The following is a 17,558-nucleotide window of genomic DNA, read 5'->3' on the forward strand; positions in this document are numbered from 1 at the left end:
TTCTTACATTCCCAGCTGTTCCATAACTTTCTTTGTGATGGATGCGATCAGGTCAGCGTCTGTCCCTTCTGCTGCCGGTGCCGCCTTAGCCGCGCAGCTTCCGCCGCATGTATGGCAGCTCGGCTTTCCTGCTTTTGCGTTCGGGCAAAGATTAGCCGGATGTTTTCCCGGAAGTCCCATTTTCCTTCTTACCTCGTACAGCGTCTCAACCTGCTCCGGGCTGAACTCCTGCGGTCCGCCTACCTGCATCGTCTGCCATAACAGCTGTGCGTAGAACTCTACGGACTCCATCTTCATATATGCAGCGAGAAGGCTGTCAGAATATGTCAGCGCGCCGTGGTTCTCAAGCAGAACTGCATCGAAGTGCTCGAGGTACGGCTCAACTGCATCCGGGATTTCCATTGTCCCTGGTGTTCCGTAAGGAGTGATCGGCACGCATCCGAGAGCGATAACTGCTTCCGGCATGATCGGCTGTGTCAGCGGGATGCCCGCGATAGCAAATGTTGTAGCATACAGCGGATGAGCATGTACAACGGATTTCACATCCGGTCTCTTCTGATATACACGCATGTGCATCTTGATCTCTGAAGAAGGTCTGAAGCCTTTGTTTGCCTGGAGCACATTTCCGTTCTCATCAACCTTGCAGATGTACTCCGGTGTCATAAATCCTTTGCTGACTCCTGTCGGCGTGCATAAAAACTCATGGTCGTTAAGCTTTACGGAAAAGTTACCGTCATTTGCAGCAACCATTCCGCGGTTGTATACGCGCCTGCCGATCTCACACATTTCTTTTTTGATTTCGTATTCGTTTTGCATCTTTTCTCCTCCTTGGATTCTACAAAACATTTTGTTTTGTGTTGTTTCTGCTAGAATATTACCACACAAACCCACAATAGTCAACTGGTTTTGATGTTGGTTTTTAGTGAGATTCATCGTTAAGCTACTGGTTTTGTGCCGTCATATCCTTCCCGTACGGACCCGGGGCAATGCCTCCCTTCACATCCGCTCCCGCCCATCGGAACTGCTTCTTTTATTATATCACGCCGGCCCTGTTTCGCATAGAAAAAAATGACCTTTTTGCCGAAAAACAGGGGTTTCCCACACAAACCAACATGTTTTCTGTTGTTTTTTATTTGATTTTTATGTTTCTGCATTGACATTATATAGGAAATGTCCCATACTAAAAACAGTGCAGGAACTCTGCATGCATTTTACCGTTCTCATGCAAAGAGAGCGCCAGGAAAGCGAGGCTTTGTTTTATGGCTATGCAATCTCATACGGGCGTCATTTTTCACGGCTGCCATACAGCAGAAGGTCCTTCCGCGCCTCTTGAGCGGTATGAATTCGACATCCACACACATACCATCGCCAGCGGGCACGGCTCCGCAGCGACTATCACGGATATGGCGAAAGCCGCGGCGGCCCGGAACCTGAAAATGCTGGGCATATCCGACCACGGTCCCGCCACGCTGGGCGGAGGCAGGGTCTCCTATTTCCGCAATCTCGCATACGCACAGAAGGAGCGCCTGGGCGTGCGCATGCTTTACGGGGCGGAAGCCAATATCATTGACCGAAAAGGGCATCTGGATCTGGATGACAGTGTGCTCGGACATCTGGACTATGTGATCGCCAGCATGCATAAGCCGGCCATAAAACCAGGCACAGAGGAAGAAAATACAGCGGTTTATATCAACGCCATGAAAAATCCCCGCGTAGCTGTCATCGGACACTGTGATGACACCAGATTTCCCGTGGATTATTTCAGGCTGTTTCAGGCTGCTATGGAACACCGCGTCCTCCTGGAGATCAACAACAGTTCCTTAAGCCCTGAGGGATACCGGGGAGACACAAAATTCAACGACCTGCTGATCCTGAACCTTTGCTGCCATTTCAATTATCCTGTGCTCTTTTCCAGCGACAGCCACGGCACAAAGCATGTCGGTGATTTTACATACGCGGCAGACGCAGCAAGGCTTGCCGGCGTGCCCCGCTCGCTGATCCTGAATTATTCCGCGAAAGCATTCCTCAGTTTTCTGGACGGAAGATAAAATGAAGTTTTTCGGAAGACAGGTAAAATCAAGCTTGCCGGAAGACAGGTAAAACGAATAAAACCATGATACCCCCGCATACTGTATTACACAGACTTCTCTGCAAATACAGTATGCGGGGGTATTTTATGGATAATGAAAATATGAAATCTCTAAAAATCTATCTTGCGGCAGGCGTGATCTTCAGCGCAGTTTTAGGGACTCTGTCGCACTTTTTCTACGAATGGTCCGGGCAGAACCCTGTGGTTGCCCTGTTTTCTCCGATCAATGAATCCACATGGGAGCACATGAAGCTTGTCTTCTTCCCGATCCTGGTCTGGAGCCTTCTCCTCCCCGCCGGGATCCGAAAGGATTTTCCCGCCATGCGGTGCGCCCTCCTTGCCGGAGGGCTGCTCGGGACATGGCTCGTGCCGGTGCTGTTTTACACATATTCCGGGATCCTCGGAAGGGATCTCGCTTTGATCGACATCGGGATCTTCTATGCCGCTGTCCTCGCAGCCTTTTGGACCGCCCGGAAACTGCGGGATTCGGAGCGCGCCGAAAAAGTCTGCCCATTTATCCTGTTTATCAGCGCTGTGATGCTCCTTGCATTTTTCCTCTTTACCTTTGCCCCGCCGGATATCGGTCTGTTCGCCGAACCATGACTTCTCCGACCGCCCCGTCTTCCCGTCTGATGCTTTCCTGTCTATCGGTTTCCTGTCTGATGCTACCTTGTGACAATGTCTACCGGTACATTAAAGATCTTCGCCACTTTCAGGATCGTATCGATATGTCTTCCTGTAGCAGCGGCAAAGTGGTGGGTCGGGCCGCATTCGCTCCAGCGGGTCACGAACTCTCTCGCGCCGCATGTAAAGCGTGTCCTCATATTTGTATCTCCGAAGGAGAGGATCGGGCCTTCCTCATTGACGCCTTCCGCCACGATGAACTTGAAGTGTCCGTCGCCGTCCTGTGTGATCGCCAGGTAAGTTACCGGTCCCGTGTACGGATAGAACTGGGTCAGGTAGCCGCCGCCTGTCTTTCCATGGAACACTTTCACGATCTTCATGGTCGGTTTCTTATCAGAGATATCCGCGTCTCCTGAGCCGCTGTGGCCGATGATCGCGATATCATCATTAAAGTCAATGGAGTACATCTCCGCAAGCTGACCTGTGCCTGAGATCGTCTTTAAGATGCTCATCGCCATCGCAACCTTCATATCGCCTTCTACCGCACATGCAGTTCCCTGCTTGATCAGCATGGAGAACGCCGGGATGAGCATACTGTCAAGGACGCCGGCCTTGCCCTGAGCGAACCCGTCGTAGTGGGACGCGATGAGGCCCAGTTTCTCGTCTTTCACCCATTTCTCAAACGCAACGACATATTTTGCCATTTCCCAGACTTCTTCGATGCTTCCGCCGCCCTCGATGTCAAACGTATCAAGGATGTCCTGCGCTTTCGCGCGGATCGCGTTATCGTCTGTGATATCGTCGGCGATGGCCCACATTTTCTCCCAGTCAAACTGCTTTGTATACAGGTGCATCCTTCTGTACAGGTTGGACTCATCAATGTAGAGATCCATCATGCCCGGGTACGGCCTGCCGATCTGAGCGATATTCGTGTCACGGAATCTCCTTCTCGTCTGCGCGGCGCGGCACCAGTCTTCGATCTCCGCCTGGACAGCCGGATCTCCGCCCTCTACAACACCGGTGATCACCGCATGTCTCTTGCCGTATCTCTCAAGGTCAGCCACCATCTCGCCCACAGCGCCGCACGCATAGCCCTCTCCGAGCCATGTCGCGATATCTGTGTGGTCATAGTCCAGAGCTTTCAGCTTCTGGATATTCACGAGCACAACCGGCACATCCAGGTCCTTCACAGCCGGGAGCATGTTGTAGGATGTAGCGTATGTAAGGAGCTGAAGGAACACCAGATCCACGTCCGCCGCGCGGAACAGGTCGCCTGCTGCCTGCGACTGCTCTTTTGTCGTCACCATACCGCCGTCAATGATCTCCACCGTATCCGGGATCGTCTTCTTAAATGCCTCATACTGCGCCTCAAACTCCGGCACAAGCGACGGGAACTGCGGAAGGTACGCGCCTAACGCGATTGAAAATACACCAATTTTTGCTTTTGTTTCAACTAACATGTTAATTCCTCCTGTTTGGATATTTTGCCTCAAAGGGGTCTGACCCCTTTAGTACATTACAACGTCAAAGGACTCTCTCACGCATGTCCTTGCCTCGGGCAGGTCTTTGAATACACCGTCATGGAGCATCTGTACGATGACATTTCCGATGGCGGTCGCCTCGGACGGTCCTGCGGAGACTTTCTTTCCTGTATATTTTGCGGTGAGTTCGTTTAAGTAGCCTGCATTGGAACCGCCGCCCACCACGTAGATGGTGCTGTATTTCTTTCCGGTGATCTCTTCGATCTCCTGCACCGTATCCCCGTAGCATTTTGCCAGGCTGTTGTAGATCACGGATGAGATCTCGCCCACAGTCTCCGGCACCTGCTGCCCTGCCCTGCTGCAGAAGTCCTGGACTGCTTTGATCATGCTCTTCGGAGCCAGGAAGCAGTCGTCATTGCAGTCTACGATCGAGGGGATCGTCTCTTTGGACGCCATCTCGCAGATCTGGGCAAACGACAGGTCTTCGGTAAATTCTTTTTTCACGGACTGGATCATCCAGAGCCCCATAATGTTTTTGAGATAGCGGAACCTGTGATCATATCCGCCTTCGTTTGTAAAGTTCGCTTTCATGCTCTCCATGGAGCAGTCCGCCTCTTTGCGCTCGATGCCCATCAGCGACCACGTGCCGGAGCTGATGTACACCGCGTCGTCGTCATTGGTCGGGACGGCCAGCACCGCGCTCCCCGTATCATGGGTCGCCGGGAGCACGACAGTACAGTTGAATCCCACTTCTTTCTGCACTTCTTCCGTAAATTCTCCGACCACGGTCCCAGGCATGGATACCGGGCGGAACATTTTAGGATTGTACCCGAGCATCTCGATCAGCTCATAGTCCCAGTCATTTGTCTTCGGGCTTACCAGCTGTCCTGTCGTGGCGTTGGTGTACTCATTTTTCTTCACGCCTGTGAGCAGGAAATGGAAATAATCCGGGATCATCAGGATGCTCTCTGCCTGCTCCAGGTACTCCGGATGCGACTCTTTCACTGCCATGAGCTGATAGACGGTATTAAAGATCTGCTTCTGGATCCCGGTCCGAGCGTACAGCTCATCCTGGGGGATCACCTCATACACTTTCTCGTCCATGCCCTCTGTGCGGCTGTCACGGTATCCCACGGTATCGCCCAGGATCCTGTCGTCTTTATCGAGCAGCACATAGTCAACGCCCCATGTGTCGATGGCCACGGAAACCGGGATCTTGCCGATCTCTTTACATTTTTTAAGACCATTTTTGATCTCCGCGAAAAGACGGTCCACATCCCAGCAGAGGGTGCCGTTCTTATCGTCCATCCCGTTGGGGAAACGGTACACCTCTTCGAGCTGCATCTTCCCGTCCTGCATGCTGGCAAGCATGTGGCGCCCGCTGGATGCCCCGATATCAACAGCCAAATAATATCTGTCCATCTCTTGTGCCTCCTTCTTTGCTTATCATTGTCTGTTTTTATTATAATTAGAAGAAATAGACAAAAAAAGGACGCTATTTATATAAAACAGCGTCCTCATTTGCAGTTCTTCTTTATTTTAGCGTTCTTTCTTGCATTTTTCACAAATCTTTTTCCGGCATTTTGTATAAATTGCCTCTGTATTCTTTCGGGCTCATCCCGTACCGCTCGCGGAACTTCCTGTAAAAATAGCTCGTATTGTCATAGCCCACGGACTCGATGATGTCTGTCACCGGGATCCGGCTGTTCCCCAGGAGATACACTGCCTGCTGCATCCGCTTCTCCTGGAGCAGTTCCTTATAAGTCCTGCCCGTTCTCCTGCGGATCTCCCGGCTCAGCCAGTATACGTCGTATCCCATCTGCTCCGCCAGCTCGGAGAGAGTCCCGTTCTTATAATGCTCCCCGATATAACTGAGCACTGCCGCTGTGATCTCATTGTCAAACTTCCGCCCGCCGGACTCCATCTTGTCCATGCAGTCCAGAAGCTGGAGTAAAAGGAGGCCCATGGTGATCTGCGTACAGCTCCGCTTGTTGGACGAATCGTAAAAGATCGTCCACACCATGTTTTCTATCAGATTCTGCACCGGCAGGATGTCCGCCACATGAAAATACATCCACCCCGTCTCCCCGTCCCGCCCGCAGAGCGCGCCGACAAGGAAATCCCGGAGCTGGTTTTCTTCCTTCCCCATCATCTCAAACGCCGTATCAAGGAATTCCGGCAGGATGATAAAATTCACCGCAATATCATCTCTCCCGGCAGGCAGGATCTCCTGGACCGCGTTCTGGTTCAGGAAGAGCAGATCTCCCTCCTTTAACACAACCTCGCGCCCGTTCAGGATATGGGTCGTACTGCCCTGGCACATATAGATCACTTCGATATAATTATGGGTGTGCTCCGGGAAATGAACGAACCTCGTATGCGGACGCACCTGAATAAGCTTCCCCCTCTGGAGAAGCTTACCGCTGTCAATGACCATGTCCTTCTTTTCTGTGTAAATCTGCGGGTCGATCTCCTGCCGTCCGTCGAGGATCCTCTGTTCCTCTTCCGTGATGACCGAGAGCTCCCTGAGCAATTCCTGATGCATCCTGCTGCCTTTCATTCCATAATGCGGCCGCACAGCGCTGTTTACCGGGGATCCGGCAGACATTTGCCATGCAGTTTATTTACCATGCAGTTTCCGTGGTTTTACCGGGCAGCATCGATCTCCTGCGCAAGCGCCATGTATTCCTTCGCGCTCCGGCTCCCCTTCTTATACGCTATGACCGGGGCATTATTATCCTGCGACCACTCGATCCCGCTGTCCACACGGATGTAGGTGTCAAACACCTTCACATCATCCAGCTCTTTCAGCGTATCAAGTGTCTGGCGGAAATAATTCTTCCTCGTGTCTACCTTTGTGATCACAATGCCGCCCAGCTTCAGGTCCGGGGCGATCTCCTTTACGTCGTCCAGGAATTCAAACATATTCCCCAGGCCAAAGAGCCCCCAGGGAGAAGCCTCCACCGGGATGATGATCTCATCCGACGCACAGAGGATATTCATCACCCATCCGCCCAGCGTAGGCGGGGCATCGATCAGGATATAATCATACTCTCCCGACTCCCGGGTCATTTTAAGCCCTTTTTTCAGGATGTACTCTCTCTGCCACTTTGTGAACAGTTCATATTCTATGGAGCTCATCAGCGTGGAGGACGGGATCAGGTCCAGCCCCTCGTAGGGCGTGTGTACGATATACTCCGCCAGATCATCCTGCCTGCGGATCCCTTCGTAAAGATTTTTATCTCCCTGTGCAAACCCCAGCACAGTATCCTCATCAAAAAGGGAAAGGGAAAGGTTCATCTGCATATCCCCGTCGATCAGGAGCACCCTGTGCCCTGCCTGTGCCAGAGCGTACCCCACATTGGAACACGTCGTTGACTTCCCGCTCCCTCCTTTGTTATTCGCAAAACAGATTACTCTTGTGCCTGTCCCCATCTGCCGCCCGTCTCCTTTCCTTGTATCCAGCCATCTTTCTTATACTTTCTCACTTTTCATCCACTCCGTATGCGCCGACCCCGGTCCGAAATTCTTATCAATAAGCCGGCAGTATTCCTCAAATGCCGGCACGCCGGAGAACCGTTCCTCCAGCACATCCCGTATGCCTTTGTAGTACCACGCCAGGGCCGCTTTGCTCTGCATGCGGAACCGCGCCCAGAGTGCGTCCCCCTCCTTCGGGTAATCGCGGTCGATATCGCGCATATTGGAAAGCTTGTCCGCAAGCCCGATCATCTGCACTTCCACCGGTGCGTCTTTCAGCCGGCTGATCGTCGCGCCTTTGCGCTCTTCCCATGTCTTCGACTTATCCTCGCTCTCCTGGGCGACCATGTCCGCCACGCGGCTCCCGAACCGGAGCTTTAACACATCCCATGTGATCCCGCGGCAGTCCTCGATCGTATCGTGCAGCACGGCAGCGCAGATCACCTCCTCATCCTTTGTCATCGTGGACACGATATCCGCCACCTCGATGGGATGGACGATATAGGGCCGCCTCGTCCCTTTGCGAAACTGTCCCTCGTGTGCCTTCGCTGCAAACTCCATCGCGTCATTGATCATGTTCTGCCCTCCACCGGCTGTCCCTGCCTCAAAACAATCTTCAGATGTCACGGCCGTCCGGCTCCGTCTTCTGCCGGGCTGTCCATGTAAATTTTAGCACAGGGCGGCGGCAAGTACAATAAAAAAGGGCAGAACCTGCCGTTCAGATCCTGTCCTTTTTCCATCTAATGTGTAATTTTATACCGCCGGGATTTATCCGCGCTTTCTCCTGTATGCCAGGACTCCGCCGGATACCAGCACTGCCGCCGCCATCACCGCGAGAACACTCCAGATCGCCGACATATCATCCCCTGTCTGCGCAGCCTTCCCGCTGTCCGGCTTAGAAGTATCCTTATCCGGTGTATCTGACGGATCCTGAGTCTGACCGGAACCGCCTGCCGGTTTCAGGTCTTCAAGCGCACCCGCCAGAGCAGCGAATGCCGCGTCGATCTCCTCCTGGGCAGATGCATTTGCCAGAGCGTCTTTTGCCGCTGCCAGGGCTTCCTGGAGCGCCTGCCAGCTCTCAGCCGTATAGTCTGAAGAGTCAAGCCCTTCCGCCGCACTGACCGCATCTTTCAGCTCGTCTGTGTTCAGCTCCGGCTGTTCCGGCTCTTCCACGACTTCGCCCTGACGGTTGTTTACGATATCCAGCGTCGGCACCGGCACATTCATCAGATCCTCGTCAAATCCGATATAGAAGCTGGTTGTCGGCGGCTGATTGTAGCCTGTCGCCTCGCACGCCACCTGAGTCCTGTACTGAGTATCGTGCATCAGTGTGTACAGGCGGTAGTCTGTCAGATCTGTCGTCGTGTAAATACGGATCGCATTTCCGTCTGCCGTCCTCCACGCCGCCTCTTCTCTCCAGTCGCCGAAAATATCCGCCTGGAAGCATGGATTTCCTTTGGTGCCGTTATTGGAGTATACTTCATCTGATTCCAGAAGCACTTCCTCTTTCTCTGTCTCCCAGTTCCACTTGGAAATATTTACGGAAACCGGCTTGTCATCATAGGTATGATCCAGGATCTCTCTTCCCAGATCGCCGTCCCACCAGATCATGAAGTTTGCCGCCGGGATGGTCTCCGAGATCAGTTCTCCGTCCTGAGAGACAAGTCTTCCGGATCTTGAATTCCATGTATTCGTGCCAACCGCCCAGGACTCTGCTCCTTCATATCGCGGATCGATGTCTCCGGTCGCGCCTCTTCCTGTGTCATCTGTCGTCGGAAGAGCAAACTGGTAATCACCGGTCTCCGCATCGTGCATTTCCACTCCTGCATCCCACGGATGATTCTCATGTACCATAAAGATTTCCAGTCCCGGATTTTTCAGATTGAAGTCGCTGACGCGCTCTGCATCCCCGTGTCCGCCGTGGCGGTCGCCTTTCTGGCTGAGCGAATAGAGAAGAGTACCGTCATGATCGATGGTAGCCGACCCGTAAACGACTTCCTGGCATCCATCCCCATCCACATCCGCAGATGTAAGGGAATGCGCGCCCTGTCCGTAAAGCGCTGCACTCTCCTCATCATTTGAGTCGATCTTCCAGCGCTGGACCAGTTTATCATCTACTACATCATATGCGCATACCACTGCGCGCGTATAATATCCTCTTGAGAAGACCGCGCTCGGATGTTCTCCGTCCAGGTATGCAACCCCTGCCAGGAAACGGTCTACACGGTTTCCGTATTTGTCGCCCCAGGAAGCCACATCTCCTCTGCCCGGGTCATAATCGACCGTATCAAGAGCTTCTCCGGTCTCACCGTCAAACAGAGTCAGGTACTCCGGACCGTCCAGGACATATCCGTTTCTCTCATATACAAGTCCGGCAGATGACGTCTCGCCCTTTACCGAACGGTAGTCAACCACTTCCTCTGTACCGTCTATCGGATTGCCCTTACCGTCCACAGTCCCGTCTGCGGTCTTGCAGATCACTTCCGCTTTGCCGTCGCCGTCGAAATCATACACCTGGAACTGTGTATAATGTGCGCCGGAACGGATATTGATGCCGAGGTCGATCCGCCACAGCAGAGTCCCGTCAAGCTCGTAGCAGTCGATATATACCGGTGATGTATATCCCTCTTCGGAATTGTCATGAGACAGCCCGTCCCATTTTACAAAAAGCTCATACTCTCCGTCGCCGTCCGCATCCGCGATATTTGTGTCATTCGGCACATACTCATACTCTGCGGTCAGCTTGTCGTCATGATACGGCTCCGGTTTCTGGAGCGGCACTTCCATATACTGGTCAGACCACGGCGTCACCGGCTCGCACGCCTCATACACCTTGCCGCCGATCACCGCCTGAACGCTGTACTCAGATTCCGGGGTGCCCTCTGTATCCAGATAGTTTGAATTTTCATCGGAGCCGATCTCTTTGATCACCTCGCCGTCTCTGAGGATCCGGTAGGTAGCTCCCTGCGCATATTCATCGCCCGGGATGCGGAAGCTTACGAACACTCCTTCTGAAGTGTTGACCGCAACCAGGCCTCTGTCCAGATATTCCGCCTGGGCATTGATCACTGTGCCGATCTCGGCAGCCGCCGCTTCAGATGCCTCGGATTTTCCGCCGGCTCCGACCGCGACTACCTTAAACCAACGGTTGATATGCGTGGATTTTTCGTATGTATAGGAAGTTTCTGCCGTCTTGCCCGCGAGAGCATAGCCGTCCGTCCCTTCCAGGTCCGTCCTGTTGCGGTCAGACCAGTACACCTCGTATTCTACCGCATTCTCCACAGGCTCCCATGTAATGACAGTCGCTTCTTCCGTCACTGCCGCCTCTACGCCTGTCGGCGCTGCCGGAGCTGACGCTGATGTATCCTGTACCGTTACATTAGCTTCTACGCTCGCCGCTGATTCGATCCCTGTAGCGCTGACAGCCTTTACCGTGTATGTATAGCTGCCCAGAAGCTCCACGTCTTTGTCAATATATCCTGTGGAGTCAGAGCTTCCGATCTTCTGGATCACATCTCCCACATTGCGGTATACATTGTAAGAAACCGCACCGTCCACAGCGTCCCAGGAAAGGTTCACCTGCATAAGATCCAGGTCTGCCTGCGCTTTCACGTTTTCCGGCGCTGCGATAGAGCCGATGATGATGCCGTTCACACGGCCGTCGCCTGAAAACGCCATGTTCATCTGGCCGTCCGTGATCTCCACATTGTCAATGGTCATGATCCCATACTGAGTTTTCCCGGGATTGAGGCTTCCCTCATACTCATCCTCGATCACCACGTTCGTCGTGTTGGAATTCGTAGAGCCGATGACAAACTGCACTGTATAGACACCGTTCTCCACGTCAACTGCGAATTCCCTGCCCTTCAGGATCGCAAAGTCTGTATACACTTCCTCCGGGATCGAAAATTCCGGGTTATTTCCCACAGACTCTGTCCTTCCTTCTACTTTTGCTCCGGTATCCACGATCCCGTATCCCTTTTCCGCCGAATAAGTATACCCTGTCGCAGATGATCCGCCTTTCTTATTGACCGTGATCCCTGTCCAGCCGTCTGCTGTCTCGCTGCCTTCAATATTGAAGTCAAACTTCCATTCCCCGGCTCCGGCTCTGGTCTGCGCCAGTTCTTCCGCAGAAACCGCTGCCGGAAGCGCCGAAGAGAGAACTACAGCCGCAGCCAGGAACGCCGCTCCGAGTTGCTTTGTCGTTTTCTTCACTTTCATATCCTCCTCAATGATTTATTAAAAGTTTCCATGTTTTAGTATAATTTATATAGTATTTGTAAAAAATGGAAAAACAAGACAATCGGATTGAACAAAACCTACAAAAAGGGACACCCTGAAACCGGATTGGGGACGTAGTAAAATTCGATTTTACTACGTCCCCAATCCGGTTTCAGGGTGTCCCTTTTCAACATTTCTCCCAAAGTTCGTGCATATATCGTATATCTTTCTGCGCTGTCTCCGGGTTCAGCTCTTCCCTTACGATGACGATATCCGGCTTATTCGCCTTCAGCCAGCGGATGATCTCCCCGTACTGTATCACGCCTTCTCCCAGACACACCGGGCAGTATTCTCTGTTCTCGCCGAGTACAAAGTCTTTCATATGGATGGCTTCGATCTTATCTCCCAGCTCGGAGAACCACTGCTTCCAGTATGCGTCCTGGTCGATCTCCGGATATTCCAGCACATTTGCCGGGTCGAAGATCATCTTCAGCCGGGAACTGTCCATCTTGTCAAAGACCATTGCCGTTGTCTCCAGGTCTTTGAGGGGATGCCAGTACACGGGCTCGATGGCCATATCAACGCCCAGGCGCTCTGCCTCCTCCACGAGGCGTGCGATGCTGTCCATCATATACGGATGCCAGATCTTCTTTTCTTCCTCTGTCAGATGGGGGTAAGCTGTCTCGGAGCCGACAATGGACGCGCCCAGCGTCTTGTTAAAGGCAAGACATTTTTTAAATGTATCCACCGCGTTTTTTCTTACATCGTCATCCGGATTTCCCAGGTCCATGTAGCAGCCGAGGATATGGATCTTTACTCCTTCTTTTTCAAAATTCGAACGGATCCGCTCTATGATCTCAGGCGTAACCTCATCGTAGGAATTGATCTCTGTGAAGCCTTTTGGCAGCACGAGCTGCGCCGCGTCGATCCCCTCGGACTTTAAAAGTCCTGCCAGGCGGTCTATGGGCTGCTTCCCGTAATCATGTGTCCTTGCTGCGATCAGCATATGTTTTTCTCCTTCCTGCCGTCATAACAGCATTTCCAAAATTATTTATATACCGCACAGGGGCACGCTTCCGGCGCACCCCTGATGTAATGGTCTGTATCTTATTTAAAAATTACGGCTGTTTTCCGATGTAAGCGAGGATACCGCCGTCTACGTAAAGGATGTGTCCGTTTACGAAGTCAGAAGCATCGGAAGCGAGGAACACTGCCGGTCCCTGAAGGTCTTCCGGGTTGCCCCATCTTGCAGCCGGTGTCTTGGATACGATGAACTGGTCAAACGGATGTCTGCTTCCGTCCGCCTGGCGCTCACGCAGCGGAGCTGTCTGAGGTGTCGCGATGTATCCGGGTCCGATGCCGTTGCACTGGATGTTGTACTCGCCGTACTCGGAGCAGATGTTTCTTGTGAGCATCTTCAGTCCGCCCTTTGCAGCAGCGTAAGCGGATACCGTCTCGCGTCCGAGCTCGCTCATCATGGAGCAGATGTTGATGATCTTTCCGTGTCCCTTCTCGATCATTCCCGGGATAACTGCCTTGGAAACGATGAACGGAGCGTTCAGGTCTACATCAATGACTTTGCGGAATTCATTTGCCTCCATCTCGAGCATTGGCTTTCTCATGATGATGCCGGCGTTGTTTACAAGGATATCGATCACTCCGACTTCCTCGTTGATCTTAGCGACCATAGCCTTTACCTGCTCCTCGTCCGTCACGTCGCACACATAGCCGTGAGCCTCGATGCCAGCCTCTTTGTAGGAAGCAAGTCCCATGTCAACTTTTTCCTGATTGATATCATTGAAGCAGATCGTTGCGCCCGCCTCAGCGTAAGCAGATGCGATACCAAATCCGATCCCGTAGGATGCGCCTGTTACAAGTGCGATTTTTCCTTCCAGTGAAAAGTTTACCATTTTTATCTCTCCTTTTCTCTTTCCTGATTATTGTGTTTCTTCGGGAAACCCGCCCGTATACCGGCAGGTCTTCCGCTAAAAGCCCCGTTCCCCGGGAACTTTTATTTCATAATTTATCACAGTTCCCTGTTATCTCAGATCCTTGTTATCGATGTTGTCCATATCGCCGTAGTCCTGGTTCTCGCCGCACATTCCCCAGATGAATGTGTAAGCCCTGGAACCACATCCTGAGTGGATAGACCAGCTCGGCGAGATGACAGCCTCTTCGTTGTGCATGATGATGTGTCTTGTCTCCTGCGGCTCGCCCATGTAATGTACAACGAACGCATCGTCTTCCATGTCAAAGTACAGATATACTTCCATACGTCTGTCATGTGTGTGCGCAGGCATTGTATTCCATACGCTTCCCGGAAGGAGCTTTGTCAGGCCCATTGCAAGCTGGCAGCTCTGCACCTGTCCTGTCACGATATATTTGTTGATCACTCTGTGGTTGGAATCTTCCAGTGTTCCCATCTCTACTTTGTTCTCGTCTTTGACGATCACAACGCCCTCTTCCGGCTCGCCTTCCAGCTTAATGTGCACGGTCGGGTACTCTGTGTGCGCCGGGCAGCTGTTCAGGTAGAATTTCGCCGGGTTGGAAGCATCCTTGCTCTCGAAGGAAATGTCCTTTGAGCCGCGTCCGATATACATACCATCGCGCGCATTGATCTCATATACGCGTCCGTCAACTGTAACAATACCGTCTCCTCCGATATTGATCAGTCCCATCTCTCTTCTCTGAAGGAAGTACTCAGCCCTGAGCTCGTCCCCTGCTGTCAGGTCCAGTTTCTCATTTACCGGCACAGCCGCTCCTGTGATGATACGGTCAATGTGGCTGTACACAAGATTGATCTTGTCCGCCTGGAACAGATCCTGGATCAGGAACTCCTCTCTCAGTCTGTCTGTTGTATAGTGCTTCACGTCTTTCGGTGAAGCTGCTGTCCTTACATCCATGATGATTCTCCTTTCATTTTTTCAGTTCTGTTTTATTGTTCTAAGCATAGTATAGCATTCGCTTTATTCCATGTCTTGTGTTTTTTTGATATAAATATTGAAAATTCTGAACAGCCCATTTATAATTATGGCATATCATACAGCTGTTACGGCAGAAACAGCGCCAAAACACGTTCAAAGGAGGACTTCGCCCATGAAAGCATCATCATCCTGCAAAGAATCCATGAAAAACTGTATGGAAAACCACTCGTTTGCATTCGCCCATTTATATAATGATGAAAAAGCCATGGACATGCACATCCATGACTGTTACGAGATCTATTACTCCATCTCGGGCGGGAAGCAATTTCTCATTGACAACTGCTTTTACGATATCCAGGACGGAGACCTGTTCCTGATCAACCAGTTTGAAAGCCACTATCTCTCCCAGATCGACATGCAGAAACACGAGAGGATCATCGTGTCCATTGACCCGGATTATCTGAAACAGATCTCCACGCCTGCCACAGACCTGGACCGCTGCTTCCATTTCCGCGAGACGGAAATGCCCCACCGGCTCCACCTCTCCGCGGAAGAACAGCGCCGTTTCCTCTATTATATCCATCGGTTTCCCGACAACACCGGACTTGGGGAGGATGTGCTGGACCATGCGGTATTCCTGGAGCTGATGGTGTTTTTAAACCGCGCGTTCGACAAGCGCTGCCGCAGCGCGGAATCAGGGGAAGAGGAGAACGCTGCCGCATACCACGCGCAGGTAGACGACATCCTTTCTTATATCAATACGCATATCCAGGAGGATCTCTCCCTGGACGCCCTGTCTTCCCATTTTTATCTGAGCAGCTCTTATATCTGCCGGATCTTCAAGGCAGCGACCGGGACGACGATCAATAAGTACATTACCGCCAAACGGATCACCCTGTCCAAGTCACTGCTCAGCCAGGGCTGCTCCGTAAACGAGGCGTGCGAGGCATGCGGCTTCCATGATTACAGCAACTTCCTCAAAGCCTTCTCAAAGGCGGTGGGCGTGTCCCCGAAAAAATACGCGCAGTTTAACTCATAAAGATCTGATACGCGCAGCGTCTCCGTGATCCCTTCTTATGCACGCAGCGTCTGCGCGTTTTTCTCTTATTCGTGCAGCGTCTCCACGTTTTCCTCTTATGCCCTCAGCTTCTCCGCGATCTCCCCGCGCACCTTAAGTACGCTGGCTGCCAGCTCCCGGATCCGGTCATTGTCCATGCGGCTGACCGGAGCGGAGATGCTGAACGCATGCCGGGCGCTGCCCATGGGTTCTTTCAGGCTGCACGCGATGCATCTCACACCGGTCTCATTCTCTTCATTATCCAGAGCATACCCTCTTTCCCGGATTTCCTCCAGTTCCGATTTAAAATCATTGTGATCCGTGATGGTATAAGGAGTCAGACGGACGATCTCGCTGTTATTCCAGACTTCTTCGACCTCCCACTCATCCATCTCCGCCACCATAGCCTTGCCCACGCCGGAGCAGTACAGCGGGATCCTGCTGCCGATGCGCGATACCATCTGGATCCCGTTGTTCAGCGACTCTACCTTATCGATATACACAGCGTCGATCCCGTCCCTTTCCACGAGATGCACGGTCTCGCCCGTCTCCTCCATCAGCTTCCTCAGATACGGTCGCACGATCTGCACAATATCCACCTTGCCCATGATCCGGTTCGCGATATCAACGACTTTAAATGTAGGCTCGTATCTGCCGTTCACAGCATTCTGCCTCGCATACCCCATATAAATAAGAGAATTCAGCACTCTGTGGACTGTCGTCTTATTCAGGTCCAGCGCTGCGCTGATCTCCATAAGTCCCGCTGAACCCGCATCTGCCAGGAACTCCAGCACGCCGAAAAGCCTTCCCGCCACCTGGATCGGATTTTTCTGTTCCATCTCTTCCTCCCGAAAACTATTTTCATATTATGAAACTCATTCTACCATATCCCCCTCATCCGTGCAACCCCTTTATTCGCATATAATTTCTTATATTTCCGGCATTTAGCACTTGACTTTTCCGAAAACTGTATTATACTTTCAATCAGGATACATCATAAAACGAAATTTGATTCCGCATTATGAAATAAAGGAGAGAGAAAAATGAACGAAGTATTAAAGCAGATCGAAGAGCTCGGCATCGTTCCTGTTGTCGTCCTCAATGACGCCAAGGACGCTGAGCCGCTGGCACAGGCACTCTGCGAAGGCGGACTTCCGTGCGCTGAGGTGACATTCCGCACAGACGCAGCTGAAGAATCCATCCGCATCATGGCAGAAAAATTCCCGGACATGCTCGTAGGAGCAGGCACTGTCCTGACAACAGAGCAGGTAGACCGCGCGGTGGCAGCCGGGGCGAAATTCATCGTAAGCCCGGGACTGAACCCGAAGGTTGTAAAATACTGCGTGGAAAAAGGCATCACGATCACACCGGGATGTGCGAATCCGAGCGATGTTGAGCAGGCGATCGAGAACGGCCTTGACGTCGTAAAATTCTTCCCGGCTGAGCAGGCTGGCGGGCTCGCTTACATCAAAGCGATCGCAGCTCCGTACGTAGGGATGAAATTCATGCCCACAGGCGGACTCAACCCGAAGAATGTAAGAGACTATCTTGCATGCGACAAGATCCTTGCATGCGGCGGAAGCTGGATGGTAAAAGGCGACCTTGTAAAAGCGGGTGAATTCGATAAGATCAAAGAGCTTGTAAAAGAAGCAGTGGAAATCGTAAAAGAAAGCAGAGGGAAATAA

Annotated in this window: 15 protein-coding genes; 4 read left to right on the top strand and 11 right to left on the bottom strand. The window is 52.2% G+C overall.

Features of this window, described 5'->3' with window-relative positions:
- Window positions 1-3: 3 nt before the first annotated feature.
- Window positions 4-816 carry a class II aldolase/adducin family protein gene (locus B5G27_RS04995; RefSeq protein ID WP_087177847.1) on the bottom strand — a complete coding sequence of 271 codons (813 nt, stop codon included), beginning with the start codon at window positions 814-816 and terminating at the stop codon, window positions 4-6.
- 443 nt (window positions 817-1,259) lie between these two features.
- Here B5G27_RS04995 and B5G27_RS05000 point away from each other — a divergent pair, with 443 nt between their 5' ends.
- Window positions 1,260-2,048 (top strand): phosphatase, encoded by a 789-nt coding sequence (locus tag B5G27_RS05000; RefSeq protein ID WP_242958235.1) that lies wholly within the window; start codon window positions 1,260-1,262, stop codon window positions 2,046-2,048.
- 128 nt (window positions 2,049-2,176) lie between these two features.
- On the top strand, window positions 2,177-2,692 hold the full coding sequence (locus tag B5G27_RS05005) for a DUF6512 family protein (RefSeq protein WP_087177848.1): 516 nt from the start codon (window positions 2,177-2,179) through the stop codon (window positions 2,690-2,692).
- 62 nt (window positions 2,693-2,754) lie between these two features.
- Here the strand turns inward: B5G27_RS05005 and B5G27_RS05010 are convergent, their stop codons facing one another.
- The 9 genes from B5G27_RS05010 to kduI all read right to left on the bottom strand — a co-directional run bounded on the left by B5G27_RS05010 (window position 2,755) and on the right by kduI (window position 14,795).
- Window positions 2,755-4,173 (bottom strand): arabinose isomerase, encoded by a 1,419-nt coding sequence (locus B5G27_RS05010; protein WP_087177849.1) that lies wholly within the window; start codon window positions 4,171-4,173, stop codon window positions 2,755-2,757.
- 48 nt (window positions 4,174-4,221) lie between these two features.
- On the bottom strand, window positions 4,222-5,616 hold the full coding sequence (gene rhaB, locus B5G27_RS05015; RefSeq protein ID WP_087177850.1) for a rhamnulokinase: 1,395 nt from the start codon (window positions 5,614-5,616) through the stop codon (window positions 4,222-4,224).
- 139 nt (window positions 5,617-5,755) lie between these two features.
- A complete protein-coding gene (locus B5G27_RS05020) occupies window positions 5,756-6,739 on the bottom strand; it encodes an AraC family transcriptional regulator (protein WP_087178150.1) in 984 nt (327 codons plus the stop codon).
- Window positions 6,740-6,840: 101 nt separating this feature from the next.
- Window positions 6,841-7,629, bottom strand: coding sequence for a ParA family protein (locus B5G27_RS05025; RefSeq protein ID WP_087177851.1), 789 nt, complete (start codon window positions 7,627-7,629; stop codon window positions 6,841-6,843).
- 39 nt (window positions 7,630-7,668) lie between these two features.
- On the bottom strand, window positions 7,669-8,247 hold the full coding sequence (locus B5G27_RS05030; protein WP_087177852.1) for an HD domain-containing protein: 579 nt from the start codon (window positions 8,245-8,247) through the stop codon (window positions 7,669-7,671).
- Between the two features lie 192 nt (window positions 8,248-8,439).
- Complete coding sequence (locus tag B5G27_RS05035; protein WP_143449647.1) at window positions 8,440-11,886, bottom strand: rhamnogalacturonan lyase family protein; 3,447 nt, start codon at window positions 11,884-11,886, stop codon at window positions 8,440-8,442.
- A 193-nt stretch (window positions 11,887-12,079) separates the two neighbouring features.
- Window positions 12,080-12,898 carry a sugar phosphate isomerase/epimerase family protein gene (locus B5G27_RS05040; protein WP_087177854.1) on the bottom strand — a complete coding sequence of 273 codons (819 nt, stop codon included), beginning with the start codon at window positions 12,896-12,898 and terminating at the stop codon, window positions 12,080-12,082.
- A gap of 112 nt (window positions 12,899-13,010) precedes the next feature.
- On the bottom strand, window positions 13,011-13,802 hold the full coding sequence (locus B5G27_RS05045) for a gluconate 5-dehydrogenase (RefSeq protein WP_087177855.1): 792 nt from the start codon (window positions 13,800-13,802) through the stop codon (window positions 13,011-13,013).
- A gap of 129 nt (window positions 13,803-13,931) precedes the next feature.
- Complete coding sequence (kduI, locus tag B5G27_RS05050; RefSeq protein ID WP_087177856.1) at window positions 13,932-14,795, bottom strand: 5-dehydro-4-deoxy-D-glucuronate isomerase; 864 nt, start codon at window positions 14,793-14,795, stop codon at window positions 13,932-13,934.
- A gap of 193 nt (window positions 14,796-14,988) precedes the next feature.
- Here kduI and B5G27_RS05055 point away from each other — a divergent pair, with 193 nt between their 5' ends.
- On the top strand, window positions 14,989-15,855 hold the full coding sequence (locus B5G27_RS05055) for a helix-turn-helix domain-containing protein (protein ID WP_087177857.1): 867 nt from the start codon (window positions 14,989-14,991) through the stop codon (window positions 15,853-15,855).
- Window positions 15,856-15,950: 95 nt separating this feature from the next.
- Here B5G27_RS05055 and B5G27_RS05060 read toward each other — a convergent pair whose 3' ends face one another.
- On the bottom strand, window positions 15,951-16,712 hold the full coding sequence (locus B5G27_RS05060; RefSeq protein WP_087177858.1) for an IclR family transcriptional regulator: 762 nt from the start codon (window positions 16,710-16,712) through the stop codon (window positions 15,951-15,953).
- A 204-nt stretch (window positions 16,713-16,916) separates the two neighbouring features.
- Between B5G27_RS05060 and B5G27_RS05065 the strand changes: the two genes are divergently transcribed.
- The gene (locus B5G27_RS05065) at window positions 16,917-17,558 is read left to right on the top strand and encodes a bifunctional 4-hydroxy-2-oxoglutarate aldolase/2-dehydro-3-deoxy-phosphogluconate aldolase (RefSeq protein ID WP_087177859.1); all 642 of its coding nucleotides are present in this window, start codon (window positions 16,917-16,919) and stop codon (window positions 17,556-17,558) included.

The sequence above is a fragment of the Lachnoclostridium sp. An76 genome (genome assembly GCF_002161355.1).
Lineage (GTDB): Bacteria > Bacillota > Clostridia > Lachnospirales > Lachnospiraceae > Mediterraneibacter > Mediterraneibacter caccavium.

Coding starts and splice junctions, on each gene's coding strand:
- rhaB (WP_087177850.1), bottom strand. CDS start 5,616: ATGGACAGATATTATTTGGCTGTTGATATCGGGGCATCCAGCGGGCGC.
- B5G27_RS05010 (WP_087177849.1), bottom strand. CDS start 4,173: ATGTTAGTTGAAACAAAAGCAAAAATTGGTGTATTTTCAATCGCGTTA.
- B5G27_RS05020 (WP_087178150.1), bottom strand. CDS start 6,739: ATGCATCAGGAATTGCTCAGGGAGCTCTCGGTCATCACGGAAGAGGAA.
- B5G27_RS05040 (WP_087177854.1), bottom strand. CDS start 12,898: ATGCTGATCGCAGCAAGGACACATGATTACGGGAAGCAGCCCATAGAC.
- B5G27_RS05030 (WP_087177852.1), bottom strand. CDS start 8,247: ATGATCAATGACGCGATGGAGTTTGCAGCGAAGGCACACGAGGGACAG.
- B5G27_RS05000 (WP_242958235.1), top strand. CDS start 1,260: ATGGCTATGCAATCTCATACGGGCGTCATTTTTCACGGCTGCCATACA.
- B5G27_RS05055 (WP_087177857.1), top strand. CDS start 14,989: ATGAAAGCATCATCATCCTGCAAAGAATCCATGAAAAACTGTATGGAA.
- kduI (WP_087177856.1), bottom strand. CDS start 14,795: ATGGATGTAAGGACAGCAGCTTCACCGAAAGACGTGAAGCACTATACA.
- B5G27_RS05025 (WP_087177851.1), bottom strand. CDS start 7,629: ATGGGGACAGGCACAAGAGTAATCTGTTTTGCGAATAACAAAGGAGGG.
- B5G27_RS05045 (WP_087177855.1), bottom strand. CDS start 13,802: ATGGTAAACTTTTCACTGGAAGGAAAAATCGCACTTGTAACAGGCGCA.
- B5G27_RS05060 (WP_087177858.1), bottom strand. CDS start 16,712: ATGGAACAGAAAAATCCGATCCAGGTGGCGGGAAGGCTTTTCGGCGTG.
- B5G27_RS05065 (WP_087177859.1), top strand. CDS start 16,917: ATGAACGAAGTATTAAAGCAGATCGAAGAGCTCGGCATCGTTCCTGTT.
- B5G27_RS04995 (WP_087177847.1), bottom strand. CDS start 816: ATGCAAAACGAATACGAAATCAAAAAAGAAATGTGTGAGATCGGCAGG.
- B5G27_RS05005 (WP_087177848.1), top strand. CDS start 2,177: ATGGATAATGAAAATATGAAATCTCTAAAAATCTATCTTGCGGCAGGC.